Source organism: Filimonas effusa (assembly GCF_004118675.1).
Taxonomy (GTDB): Bacteria; Bacteroidota; Bacteroidia; order Chitinophagales; family Chitinophagaceae; genus Filimonas; species Filimonas effusa.
The window spans coordinates 1,802,365-1,815,085 of record NZ_SDHZ01000001.1; the positions used below are offsets into that span (position 1 = coordinate 1,802,365).

At 42.1% G+C, this 12,721-nt stretch carries 15 protein-coding genes; 3 read left to right on the forward strand and 12 right to left on the reverse strand.

Annotated elements, in window-relative coordinates:
• Positions 1-92: 92 nt before the first annotated feature.
• On the reverse strand, positions 93-782 hold the full coding sequence (locus ESB13_RS06790; protein ID WP_181955288.1) for a cell division ATP-binding protein FtsE: 690 nt from the start codon (positions 780-782) through the stop codon (positions 93-95).
• Positions 783-939: 157 nt separating this feature from the next.
• Between ESB13_RS06790 and ESB13_RS06795 the strand changes: the two genes are divergently transcribed.
• Positions 940-1,314, forward strand: a complete 375-nt coding sequence (locus tag ESB13_RS06795; RefSeq protein WP_129002257.1) for a BlaI/MecI/CopY family transcriptional regulator — start codon at positions 940-942, stop codon at positions 1,312-1,314.
• A gap of 6 nt (positions 1,315-1,320) precedes the next feature.
• Positions 1,321-3,099: a M56 family metallopeptidase gene (locus ESB13_RS06800; RefSeq protein ID WP_129002258.1), complete on the forward strand. Its 1,779-nt coding sequence runs from the start codon at positions 1,321-1,323 to the stop codon at positions 3,097-3,099.
• Between the two features lie 48 nt (positions 3,100-3,147).
• Here ESB13_RS06800 and ESB13_RS06805 read toward each other — a convergent pair whose 3' ends face one another.
• A complete protein-coding gene (locus tag ESB13_RS06805; RefSeq protein WP_129002259.1) occupies positions 3,148-4,317 on the reverse strand; it encodes an AIR synthase related protein in 1,170 nt (389 codons plus the stop codon).
• Between the two features lie 72 nt (positions 4,318-4,389).
• Here ESB13_RS06805 and ESB13_RS06810 point away from each other — a divergent pair, with 72 nt between their 5' ends.
• Positions 4,390-5,334, forward strand: a complete 945-nt coding sequence (locus ESB13_RS06810) for a bifunctional riboflavin kinase/FAD synthetase (RefSeq protein ID WP_129002260.1) — start codon at positions 4,390-4,392, stop codon at positions 5,332-5,334.
• 12 nt (positions 5,335-5,346) lie between these two features.
• Here the strand turns inward: ESB13_RS06810 and ESB13_RS06815 are convergent, their stop codons facing one another.
• The 10 genes from ESB13_RS06815 to ESB13_RS06860 form a co-directional block, all read right to left on the reverse strand.
• The gene (locus tag ESB13_RS06815) at positions 5,347-5,868 is read right to left on the reverse strand and encodes a GNAT family N-acetyltransferase (RefSeq protein WP_129002261.1); all 522 of its coding nucleotides are present in this window, start codon (positions 5,866-5,868) and stop codon (positions 5,347-5,349) included.
• Between the two features lie 43 nt (positions 5,869-5,911).
• On the reverse strand, positions 5,912-6,436 hold the full coding sequence (locus ESB13_RS06820; protein WP_129002262.1) for a GNAT family N-acetyltransferase: 525 nt from the start codon (positions 6,434-6,436) through the stop codon (positions 5,912-5,914).
• A 343-nt stretch (positions 6,437-6,779) separates the two neighbouring features.
• Positions 6,780-7,331 carry a hypothetical protein gene (locus ESB13_RS06825; RefSeq protein WP_129002263.1) on the reverse strand — a complete coding sequence of 184 codons (552 nt, stop codon included), beginning with the start codon at positions 7,329-7,331 and terminating at the stop codon, positions 6,780-6,782.
• Between the two features lie 300 nt (positions 7,332-7,631).
• The gene (locus ESB13_RS06830; RefSeq protein WP_129002264.1) at positions 7,632-8,282 is read right to left on the reverse strand and encodes a hypothetical protein; all 651 of its coding nucleotides are present in this window, start codon (positions 8,280-8,282) and stop codon (positions 7,632-7,634) included.
• Between the two features lie 602 nt (positions 8,283-8,884).
• Complete coding sequence (locus ESB13_RS06835; protein ID WP_129002265.1) at positions 8,885-9,091, reverse strand: hypothetical protein; 207 nt, start codon at positions 9,089-9,091, stop codon at positions 8,885-8,887.
• Between the two features lie 33 nt (positions 9,092-9,124).
• A complete protein-coding gene (locus tag ESB13_RS06840) occupies positions 9,125-9,346 on the reverse strand; it encodes a hypothetical protein (RefSeq protein ID WP_129002266.1) in 222 nt (73 codons plus the stop codon).
• Positions 9,347-9,587: 241 nt separating this feature from the next.
• Complete coding sequence (locus ESB13_RS06845; protein ID WP_129002267.1) at positions 9,588-10,031, reverse strand: hypothetical protein; 444 nt, start codon at positions 10,029-10,031, stop codon at positions 9,588-9,590.
• A 408-nt stretch (positions 10,032-10,439) separates the two neighbouring features.
• Positions 10,440-10,937: a hypothetical protein gene (locus ESB13_RS06850; RefSeq protein WP_129002268.1), complete on the reverse strand. Its 498-nt coding sequence runs from the start codon at positions 10,935-10,937 to the stop codon at positions 10,440-10,442.
• 231 nt (positions 10,938-11,168) lie between these two features.
• A complete protein-coding gene (locus tag ESB13_RS06855; RefSeq protein WP_129002269.1) occupies positions 11,169-11,669 on the reverse strand; it encodes a hypothetical protein in 501 nt (166 codons plus the stop codon).
• 628 nt (positions 11,670-12,297) lie between these two features.
• Positions 12,298-12,720: a hypothetical protein gene (locus ESB13_RS06860; RefSeq protein WP_129002270.1), complete on the reverse strand. Its 423-nt coding sequence runs from the start codon at positions 12,718-12,720 to the stop codon at positions 12,298-12,300.
• Position 12,721 lies beyond the last annotated feature (1 nt).

Below are 12,721 nucleotides of genomic sequence, written 5' to 3' on the forward strand. Positions count from 1 at the left end.
TTTTTTAAAAAAACATCCAGGTTTTTACTTCTTCTATTTGGAGGGCAAAGGTAATACTTTAATTCAAATGTCAAAAGTAAAAATCTGATTTCTTAAATGTTCACAATTGCGGCGCTGTCGATGAGCCTGCTGCGTTCGGTTTTGAGCATTCTGGACGGATACCTGTTGATGACAATAAAGTCGTGCGTGGCCATAATAATGGCGGTGCCATAGTCGCGGCAGATCTGGAACAGGAGCTGCATGATCTCGTCGCTGGTTTCGGGGTCGAGGTTACCTGTAGGTTCATCGGCCAGGATAAGTTTGGGTGAATTGAGGAGGGCGCGTGCTATATCTACCCTTTGCTGCTCTCCCCCACTCATTTCGAAGGGCATTTTAAAGCCTTTGCTTTTCAGGCCCACTTTATCGAGTACGTCGTTGATCTTTTCTTCCATCAGCTTTTCGTCGGTCCAGCCTGTGGCTTTGAGAACGAACCTGAGGTTTTGATGCACATTACGATCGGTCAATAACTGGAAATCCTGGAATACCACGCCGAGGTTGCGGCGTAAAAAAGGTACTTTTTTCCAGTTCATCCCTTTTAAATCGAAGCCAGCCACGTTCAGCTGTCCTTCTTTTAAAGGTAATTCGCCATATAAAGTCTTCAATAAGCTACTCTTACCGGTACCCGTTTTACCCACGAGGTACACGAATTCACCACGACTGATATTAAAGTTGACATCCTGCAATACCAGGTTACTGCCCTGGTAAATGTTTACATTCCGAACCGATACGACTGTTTCTGACATAATATATTCCGGTTAATAGTCCTGTGAGCCCAAAAATAGAACGAAACTACGTTCAGCATGCATTCTTTCTCGTAAAATCAAATAAACTAAAAAATTAGTTGTAAAACTAAATTCTTAGTTATATCTTCATCTCACGAAAACAAATACTGATTTTCTCATGAAAAAAACGGACCAAACTAAATCACTCACCCGTGCGGAGGAGCAGATCATGCAGGTGTTGTGGCAATTGCAGAAAGGATTTCTGAAGGATATAGTGGATGCGATGCCCGATCCCAAGCCGCATTCTAATACCGTTGCCACGTTGCTGAAAATACTGGTAGAAAAGCAGTTTGTACAAACCGAACCTGTGGGGCGAATGCATCTTTATATACCGGCAGTGAGCCGGGAAGCTTATTCGAACTCCAGTTTTTCGGGTTTAATAAAAGGCTATTTCGGCGGGTCGTACAGTAAAGCGGTTTCGTTTCTCGTAGAAGAAAATAAACTAACTGTGGAAGATCTTGAACTGCTGCTTCAACAACTAAAAAACAAATAAACGATTATGCAAGCCATATTGATATACCTGTTGAAAGTATCCGTGTGTTCGGCCCTGCTGCTGGGCTGGTACTGGGTTGCTTTACGTAACAAGCAGTTCAACCAATATAACCGCTTTTATTTATTGAGTGTAGTGGTGGCCAGCCTTGTTTTGCCTTTGCTACGGTTTGAATGGTTCACTTTCCAGAGCCAGCATGAGGCTACAGTAAAATTCATGGAGGTGATGTATTTTTCTACCGTATCGGAAGCGCCTGCGGGGCCTGTCATTACCTGGCAACTGGTTACCGGAGCCTTACTGGTACTGAGTTTCATTATTCTGCTGGTAAGGCTGGCATCACGTATTTATCGCATTTACCGGCTTCGTTCGCGTTATCCCTGTACTTACCTGGACGGCAACGTGGTGCTTGTTGAAACTGATTTGCCAAGTGCGCCTTTTTCATTTCTATCGAACCTGTTCTGGCGAAATGACCTTAGCGTAAATGAAGCTGCGGGGCAGCAGATATTACAGCATGAAATTGCGCATATAAGGGAGAAACATACCTGGGATAAGCTTTTCATGCAACTGGTATTGTGTTTATTCTGGATGAATCCCTTCTTCTGGCTGCTGCAACGCGAGTTGTACCTGGTACACGAGTTTATTGCAGACCGAAAGGCGATTCAGAATAAAGATGCGTCGGCCTTTGCCACGATGCTGTTACAGGCGCAATTCGGGAAATTCCCCTTCTCTCCTGCTCAACCATTTTTCTATTCACCTATAAAAAGACGATTACTTATGTTAACAACTTCAAAGAGTCCATCCTATAGCTATGCGCGCAGGGTGATGGCGCTGCCTTTAGTTGCGGTTGTTTGTATGCTGCTGGCCATAAGAATACAGGCGCAACAGCAACAATTACCTTTAGTTGGCACCGTACAGGGCCTGCACGTGGTGGGAGCCGATGCCGGCGATGGTGTAACGCTAGAGGCCGACACACTTATGCTCGTAGCACCGGACGACGCCTCCAAGTTTCTTTCTGGTGTGGCCGTGGATACACCTCGTTTCGGCAATTATAAGGGGCAGGCGGTCACTGATGTTTTCGTTAATTCGGACCGGACGAAGGTGATACTTACGCTGGCGGACAAATCGACCAAAGAAATTAGTTATGCCGATGCGATAAAGTATAAGATTATTAAATATCCTCGCCCTGTTATCAAATTATCTCCTCCTGTAATTGATGCGAAGCAGGATACGACGGCGAAGACATTCCGGATTGGACCTCATGGTCCCAACGGCCAACCGCCATTGTATGTACTTGATGGTAAAATTTTAAGCTATGATGAATTTGCGCAGGTGAAGCCGGCAGATATTGAAAGGATAGATGTGTTGAAAGGCAAATCAGCCGAGGACGCTTATGGAGAAAAGGGAAAGAATGGTGTGATTTTAATTACCAGCAAAGCGGCAAGTTCTGCTACAACATCTCCTGCGCCTTCCGCTCCGGCAAAACCTGAGATTATGCCTGCCTTCAAGGGCGGCTCCCCTGCCTGGATTAAGTTTCTTGAAAAAAATATCGATCGTGATATAACTGTCAAGAACGGAGCTCCGAAGGGAATGTATACTGCCATTATCGGATTTGACGTAGACGCCGAGGGCAAGATTTCAAATATAAAAATCGAAAAAGACCCTGGTTATGGCACAGGAGCTGAAGCCAGCAGACTTATGAAAATCAGTCCTGACTGGTCGCCAGCAATACATGACGGGAAACCTGTTAACGCTTCAGCCAAACAAGCTATCAGCTTTTTGGTACGCTAGCCGAATGCTATACTATTGTTACTACAAATAATTCCGGTAACCAGTAGATCAATATTTGATCCACTGGTTATTGGCGTATAGAGATAATGATTTTGTTTCGGCGGCTTCTACGCGGCCAATTACCTGGGCATCGATGTTCAGGGATTTAGCGAGGGCTATCATACCTTCTGCAGAAGCTGCGTCGGTAAAGACTTCCAGGCGATGGCCCATGTTGAATACCTGGAACATTTCACGGTCGTCGGCGCCTGAATTTTCCTGTATCAAACGGAAAATAGGCGGTATAGGCATCAGGTTGTCTTTGATGATGTGTAAGGGCTGCGGCAGGTATTTCATACACTTGGTTTGTCCGCCGCCACTGCAGTGGATCATACCGTCTATTGCATCGAAATACTGGTCGGCCAGGAGTTTTACCAGTGGTGCGTAGGTACGGGTAGGGCTTAACAAGAGTTTTCCTATGGATAACTTCGCGCCATCGATATCAACCGTATCGGTCATTTTGTTTTTACCGATATATACCACTTCGTTTTTCAGTTGTGGTTCAAAGGTTTCGGGGTATTGCTGTGCGTAGATCTTTTCGAGCACATCGTGACGGGCGCTTGTTAAGCCGTTGCTTCCCAATCCACTATTGTATTCCTGTTCGTAAGAGGCTTGTCCTGCGCTGGAAAAACCTACAATTACGTTACCGGGTTTTATTTTATCGTTTGTGATGAGTTTGTTTTTGGGCCAGCGTGCGGTCATGGTGCCGTTTACGGCTATGGTTCTTACCACATCTCCCACGTCGGCGGTTTCGCCACCCAGGTAGTGGATGTCGACGCCGAATTTCTTCAGTTCATCGAAAAATTCCTGGGTACCGTTGATGACAGCTTCGAGGACTTCGCCGGGGATCCGCAATTTGTTGCGGTCGATGGTGGAGGAGAACAACACATTACCGGTAATACCAATACATAACAGGTCGTCGAGGTTCATGGCAACGGCATCTTTTGCGATACCTTTCCAAACGCTCACGTCGCCGGTTTCTTTCCAGTAGAGATAGGCGAGAATACTTTTGGTACCTGCGCCGTCGGCGTGCATAATATTCACCCAGTTATCATCACCACAGAGGTAGTCGGGATAGATTTTACAGAAAGCATGCTGATAGAGTCCCTGGTCGAGTTTCTGAATAGCCGCATGAACTTCCTCTTTCTGGGCCGATACACCCCGTTGCGCGTATAAAGACATTACCTTAAAACAGTTTTGTTGTAAAATTGCGGCAAAGGTAATTAAATGAATTAGCTTTGCCCCTTTCATTTTATGCAGGTACACAGGGATATCGATCATTTACCGGCTTTCAGGAATGCCGTCATCACCATAGGCACTTTTGACGGCGTACATACCGGCCACCAGCAAATTATTACGCAGCTGAAAGCCGAAGCGGCCCATGTAGCCGGCGAATCGGTTATTATCACCTTTCACCCCCATCCCCGGAAAATAGTTGGAGAGCAGTCGCGCCCGGTTCAGCTGTTGAATACGCTGGACGAGAAAATAAGCCTGCTTGAGCAGAGAGGGATCGATCACCTGGTGGTGGTTCCTTTCAATGATGCTTTTGCGAACCAGTCGGCCAACGATTATATTCATGATTTCCTGTTCAGCAAATTTCATCCGCATACCGTTATCATTGGTTACGACCATCGTTTCGGGAACAACAGGCAGGGTGATTATCATTTGCTGGAACAAAAGGGCTGGGAACTGGGTTTCCTGGTAAAGGAGATACCGGAGCATGTACTCAATGAAATAACCATCAGCTCTACCCGCGTGCGGGAGGCTATTCTCGCCAATGATATCAGTACCGCCAACCGTTTTCTCGGCTACCCGTTTTTCTTTGAAGGAACAGTAGTGGAAGGGAATAAACTGGGTCGTACGATTGGTTTTCCGACTGCGAATTTACAATTGCCTGCGGCAGACAAGTTGGTTCCCGGGAACGGCGTATATGCGGTTACAGCGCTACTGAAAAGCCAGCCGCAACGACTATTGAAGGGCATGATGAATATAGGTGTTCGTCCTACTGTAGATGGCAGCAAACGTACTGTTGAAGTGAACCTGTTCGACTTCAACGAGGATATTTATGGTTTGGAATTACAGGTAAGTGTACACCAGTACCTGCGCGGCGAGGTGAAGTTCAACGGGCTGGATGCGCTTAAGGCGCAGTTGGCCAATGATAAAGAAACGGCTTCGGTGGCGCTGGCGTCTCTGCCTTAAACAGCTCGCACTTTATCTTATCTCCTTTTTCATCATAATATCGATCTGTTCATCGTTGCCCAGCCTGAAGATATGTTTGTCGAAGGCTTCAAAGCCGTTCTTCGCATAGAATTTTATTGCTTTGGTATTTTCTTCCCATACCCCCAGCCATACATAGGATTTGTTTTGCAGCACGGCTTGTTCCAGGGCTTTATCGAGTAAAAGCTGGCCGACTTTTTTGCCATGGTAGTCTGCCAGCACGTAAATACGTTCTATTTCAAGCGAGGTGTCGTCCTGTAATTCGGTCTGGGCCTTCCCGCTGTTGAGTTTCAGATAACCTACAGGCGTATCATCCGACTTAGCCATAAAGAAAGCGGTGCCGGGTGTTTCCAGTTCCGTTTCTATCTTTTTGTTGCTGAAGTTTTCTTCGAGGTACTTGTCCATATCGGCCCCGGTGTTGCTACCAGCAAACGTTTCAAAGAATGTTTGTCTTCCTATGCGTTGTATAGCGGCGAGATCATCCACCGAGGCCTTCGTAACTTTCAATTCTTCCATTTACACTATTCCTTTTTTCATTTACGCGACTGCTTTTGCTGGTTTATACAGCCGCTTTTTCTATCACGTAAACATAGTTATCCCTGGGCTCTTCGCCAACATATGCTACTGACAGCTCCCCTATTTTTTTAGCTCCCAGGCGTTCTACTGCAATTTGAGAGCGCCGGTTAAATGAACCGACATGGAAATAAACCTTTGATACGTATTTAAACAGGTAATCGAGCATCATTTGCTTTACGGCCAGGTTGATGCCTTTTCCCCAGTATTTGGTTCCGTAAAAGGTATAACCCACGAATACGCTGTTTTCAGCTTCGTTATAATCGTAGATGCGCGTGCTGCCGGCGATTTCGCCTGTAAATTTAGAGATGATCTTAAAGGCGCCTTTGCTATCCATAGCACCGTCGAAAAAGGAGCGAAAGACATCTTCGCGCCAGCGGTCTTTATTGGGATGCTGTTCCCATACTTCGGGGTCGGATGCTACGGCATAGAGCTCGTCAAAGTCTTTTGCGAGTAGCGGATAAAGGATCACGTCTTCATTCTCCAGGATAGGTTGGATGTTAAACTTCATTTTATGGCAATGTTTGGTGTGTACTGGTTATTTTACTTTCTGAAAATAGCGAAAATATTGCCAGAAATGACAGTTCCCGGCAGAAAGAATATGCTGTGTCGTTGATGGTATACTGATGGAAGCTTGATCGTATAGGTTTAAAGCGTAGTTTTTCGTAGATGGCAGATGAAAGGAAGCGGGCGGCTGCCAGGGAGCGGTTTTGAGGGATTTGGCAGATCGCTGGCGCGTATTTTATGGTAAGTTAAGTCTTTTTCGGCATGGCAATCGCTGCTTTTTTCAGGTGGGGACACACGAAGCCCTGGTCATCTTCCGACCTTTGTAAGCTGCGATGGTTTACATGTTGTTACAGGAGGGCGGCAGCTGAGGCGCTCCTGCCGGATGTTCGTCGCTTTCGGAGGTAGCGGGACTTGTGAGGGATGACATGTGGGGGCAGCAAGGACTTCGGCGATGGAAATGCTTTTACAGAAGGAGCCGATAGCTTTATGGTGAACGCAGGTGGTGCAGTTGCTGCATTTGAGATTTGTTCCTGGCCGGGTTGTGTTTGATCGAGTGCCTCCAATTTACGCAGGCGGATCACTGCCAACGCCAGTGTTTCTTCTATTGCGGAGATGGGTGTTCCCCTGCTCAACATTTTTTTAGCGACTCCTACGAACTGGCGATACAGGCTGTATTTACGGATAGATAGTGGGATCAGCTTGTAAAAAGGCGCGGCAATAACGGTAGCTTTGGCGATTTCGCCAGCGCTTTTACGGCTGCCGGCAAAGGCAGGGTCTTTACGCCAGCGTTCGGCAGTGAGGTTACTTTTGCAACGGACAAGACCTATCCCGCATCTCTTGTAGCAAGAGATGTTTCCGAATGTTTTTTCGAAGATGAAGGGACCGCCTTGTTTGGCCATTTCTTACAATTTGGGGGAAATATAGGGAGTTTTTGGATTCAAAAAATTAGTGGTGCTATTAGAAGTGAAATTATTGTCCAGCTAATTCTAATCCTTATTCAGGTTAATCACTAAAGACTAATTTTAGCAAACAAGATTTTAAATTTATACCCGAATAAAATATTGCCGCTTTGATCACCGATTACAGAATCTTATTTTTATTTGCATCTTCCATTTTTTAAAAGGCGTGCGGCATCGGCGTAATCGAAAACAGCGAGATCAGTTATACAAGTAAGGCATAGATGGCGAAGCCAGAAAATATCAATCCTTTACCATAGTATAAATAGATTCGCCTCTTCCGTTAAAGAGTTCTATTTCCTTCTCGTTTAAAATCGTGAAATAATCGCCATTCATCTCATGCACTAAATTATCCAATTCGTAAGGCAGCGATATAATCACTTTTAATTCGTTTCCCGTTATACTATCAGCAGCAACCGCCTGAGTACAATATTTGTCCAGTACCTGAATACGCATTTTCTTAAATCCCGCCTTTGTAACCAGTCCAATATATGGATTTATGAATTGCTTGTTTAATGAATCATCATCAAAAATAACGTAGGCATCATTAGCAGATGAAGCATCCAGGTACTGAACCGGATGTATCAATAAAATATCCTGTCCTAAAGTATCGTTTAAACAGCTCTTCACTCTTACCGGAAAACTATCAGTTTTACATTGCAGCATATAGTGTTCACCTTTTCTTATGATATCACCAAACACGTAAGAACTTCCCAGCCAGTTTGGGCGGGTAATAGCATATTCAAACTTATTGCCGCTTTTAATTTTAAAATGATGGTTTGCATGCATAGGGCCTCCTTTGGACGGATGCCAATAATAATCTCCTTCGTAGTTCTGAGCTTGCAAATAACCCAGGAAGAAAATATTCAGGAAAAGCAACAGACAAAATCTCATATCACTATTATTTAAAAGGCGGCAAATTATAAGGCCGGCCCTTTACAATGGAGAATTCAGCATGGTATGGGCTTCCTAAGGGCTATTTGCACGGCATTTGTTTTCGATCGAGCAAGGCTGATATATTATACTCAACGATATAAAAGTCAGGCATACAAAAGAACAGGTGATCATCAGGGCAACACCTTTAATATTGAAAGAGCCTTCCTTTATAACGCTATCCTTCTTTTCATAGGTATACCTTATATCTTATAAAATCAATTGCAAGTTTTTCTAACTCTTTCCGATTAATTTCGGAAGAACCTTTCATTATATGTGCATCACCATGAATTATCTGGAGAGTTTTCATATTTATAGTGATGCAGCAGAGTCCATTGTTTTTACGAAGGTTCGGATTAATTAATATAGTTGCTATATCGGGAGATACAAACCCTCTTAAAGAAACTCCCCTGTTAAGATACTTATGAAAATCCTGATCTCCAAACTTCCTGACAAATCGGTCAATTTTACTTGAACAGCTCAATAGTAAAAAAAATGGCATTATTTTTATTTGCATCTCCCATTTTTTATTAGCTACTCTCTGCAAAAGAGAATTGAGGTCATTAAAGGGCAGTAACAGATATTATTCTGTCTAAGTTTGAAACAGTTTCAACCAGTATAACTGCTTTTAACTTTTCTTTTAAAACAGCTCGAGTTATCAGTTCTTTAAGCATTTCTATAGGACTGAAGCGCAAGCCTACAAGTTCAACAATTACTAAGTTATATAATTCAAGATTATAGAATAATGAAATAATAAGTTTTCCGAACATATCATCTACTCTAATTTTTACTCCAAAAGAATCCTACAGATATTCAGCAATTCTTTTTTTTTCGGAAGTCTTTAATTTTTCAAAAAAAGGAATCACCTTTAAAGCTTCTGAAAAGGGAAAGTTTAAATAAAGGGCGTCATCGGAATCAAATAACTCTTTTTGGTCAATTTCGATCTTAGATTGAACCAAATAAACCTTACCAATAGAAAATTCAATTTCTTTTTCACCTGGTATCTTTATTAAATAAGTCTCCATATTCTAATTTATAGGTAAGTCTTCATATCCATAATTCGCATGATTAGCTGCAAAACGCAGGAGTCTAATTCTTCTGCAGGCCATTCCCAATGTGAAAGTGGCAATACTCTTTGTCGAATTGCTGGAGTAACATTACAACCCTCTAAAAAATCTCTGGGACCGACATCACTAATGGGTCGTGTTGTAAGCAACTGTAAAAGAGTTGTTGAGTCCGGTAATCGTTCACTAACCTAGGGGAAGCCTACAATTTCTTTTGAGCAACTTCCCTTTTTTCCAAAATACAGTCTAATGTTCCATCACTCTTGAAAAGTTGCAGATCCTGTTTATCCGGCGATATCGTAAAGTAGAATCCGTTAGTCTCCAGCAAAAAATCATCCAACTGAAAAGGTGCTCCAATAATTAATTGCAGTTCGGCTCCTTTTAAACTATCAATAAGAATCTTATTTGTGTAGAACATATCAAGTAGTTGTATTTGCAATATTCCGGAATTGGCCATGACAACTGAGCCTGTAGAAGGGTTTATATAATGCCTATCCATGAGGTTACCATCAATAATAGCATATGCACCATCGACAATCGAGGAGTCAAGATATCGAACAGGCGAAATCAAAATATACCCCCTTGGGACTGTATCATTTGGAAAGTCTTTGACAAAAAGAGAAAAGCTATTGGTTTGGCAAAGCATTATTTGCCGCCCCCCTCCTTGATAATCTTGCCGAATGAAAATGAACTTCTATTGCCTGGTCGCATAATCGAATATTCAAACGCACTACTATCCTTTATCCTCAAATGTCCTACAGCATTCAAATGCTGCCCCTTTGGTGGATACCAATAGTAATCACTAACCCTATCCTGGGCTTGTGATTTGCAGCATAAGAAAAAAGATAAGCACAAAAAGAAATAGTGTTGCATAGTTGCTCTTTAAAGGAGTTAAATTATACGGCGGGCCCTTTACGATGGACAATTCGGTATTCACACCCTGCAAAGGATTCAGCATGGTATAGGCAGCCTAAGGGTTATTATTTGCCTGGCATTTGTTTTCTATTGAATGAAGCTGATATATCATAAGACCACGCATTTATGCCAAGCGGCGTCAAAAGCCCGTATCAATACCCTCTTTTGATTGTAGTAAAGAATCAATTTTGTTGTCGTAATCAATAAATTTTTTACCATTCCAGATAGCGACTCCGCTCACCGGAACCTCTTTTTTTATCGTATCTTCAGGCGTGCCATGCCCAAACACTATCGTTAGTATAAAATGTTCCTTCTGCAGATGGTAGTTATCAGAATCGGGATGAGGCATAGTTCCACATGGCTTCTGGCCTAAAAATTTAATGAAACGAACAGGACGTTTAGCGGTACTAGAGTCTACATATTTCCTTGCGACATCATAAAAGTACTTAAACGGAAGCGCTTTATTTTCATAGTTTGTAACTACAAGATTATCTTCATAAGTGTCGTAGCCATTATTCCCAAACGTATTTCTTTGATACAAAGATAAGTTATGTTCGTTTGTATTTTCTGAACATTGGCAACTAAACAACTCCAAAGAGCTAATTGTAATAAAAACTAAAAAAGGTATCTTATTCATTTAACGTTCTATTTGTCTATTGTAATGTCATGTTGGCATTATTCTTATTTGCATTTATAAAATCGCTTATCCTACCGTGAGGATTATATTAGTTCCCCGACAACGGAAATTTATTCGCTACCACCTACCCATCTTCCAGAGGATAAGAAAATCTATTTTGCGTTTAAAAGCAAACGACGCAAAAATTCCGGCTGAAACGGACTCCGGCGTTAGACGATGACACCCTAAGGGCTATTTGCAGGGCATTTTTTGTCGATTGAACAAAGCTGATATATTGTACTCAACGATATAAAAGTCAGGCATGCAAAAGTACAGGTGATCGTCAGGAAAAACCTTCATTTTAATATTGAAGGAACCTTCCTTAGGACCATTGTCAGTCTTATCATAAGTATCTTCTAAGTCAACTCTGGCAACTAAAGAATCCCCTTTTCTTATCCCTTTCATAATTCCAGCGCCTCCTAAGCCCTTTTCGTGATCCTGAAAAACGAGCTGGCCTGTCAAAAACAACGAGTCACCATTCACTTTTATAGTATCAAATTTCGCATACATATACATAGCTACCAATCCGGAAATATATTCAAACCGATTGCTCTCAATATTAAATGTCAACCGGGAGTTTTTTTTGTCTTTTTCAAAACAAGAATCTGGTATGACTACATACTGTGCGTTCAGAGTAATTACTACGAAAAGGAATACGCCTGTTGATAAAGCTCTGTAAAAAATTGAGTTCATTTTTTCTGATTTATTAGGTATGGATCTGCAAAACCTGGTTGAGGGCTGTATCTCGGGAATAACCGGTCGCAACAGACCTCTTAGGCATGATATTATTCATTAATCCTCACTAAAGTTCTCTTTTCAACCAGCATTCTTACTGCTAACTGTTGTTGGGCTAATAATCTTTGCCCCTCTTTTCTTTCGCCAATCAATCTTAAATGAATTCAATGGAATGTCCTGAAATATTAACGAATTTATAGGTAAAGCGCTGATAACAAGTCTGTATTTCTTGGCCATAAACAGCTTGTCTATCTCCAATAACCCTACGGGTATTTGAACTTTACCCGACGAACTTGGGCGCACTCCAAAATAGTAGTTTGTTTTTGGCTCCTTTCTAAAAACATCACTATCTATTTCTACCCACCCCGTGTCAAGATAGCATTCTAATGCAATATAATACCGGATGCTATCTTTTGAGACATTCGTGATCTTCAATGAAATAGTATCTCTAACATTATACCTGCTTTGCTATTTAAAGTATTTACCTTTAGGATTTGCGCTGATAAACAGGTGTTTGACAAGAACGTTATCAAAAAGATAACGCTTGTGAAAAACAGAGCTTTCTTAAAAACTTCAGAATGATATGTCAATGAACAGATTTAATTTTAAATGATGGTAATTGAAGATGCTGATATAACAATGTATTTACTGGAAGCACTCCGATGAATAATCTAAACTTTTCCCTCAAAAACATACTATCAATTCTCAGGGCAGAAACAGGAACTTTTACAATTATAGAAGACCCGGGTTTCACTCCAAAGAATTCATTTTCGCGCGGTTCATCAGCAAATATGTCGTTATCTATTTCTTCCCATTTACCTTTATAGAAACATTTTAGGCCTACATAAAAACGGACACTGTCTTTGCTGATGTTTGAAGCCTTAAATGTCAGCGTATCCAAAGTAAAGTAGGCTTTCTTTCTATTTTGAATATCGGCTTTGAGGCTTTGGCAATTGGTTACGCCCGCTATCATTGTTATCATTACAACCAGAAGAATTGTTTTATACATA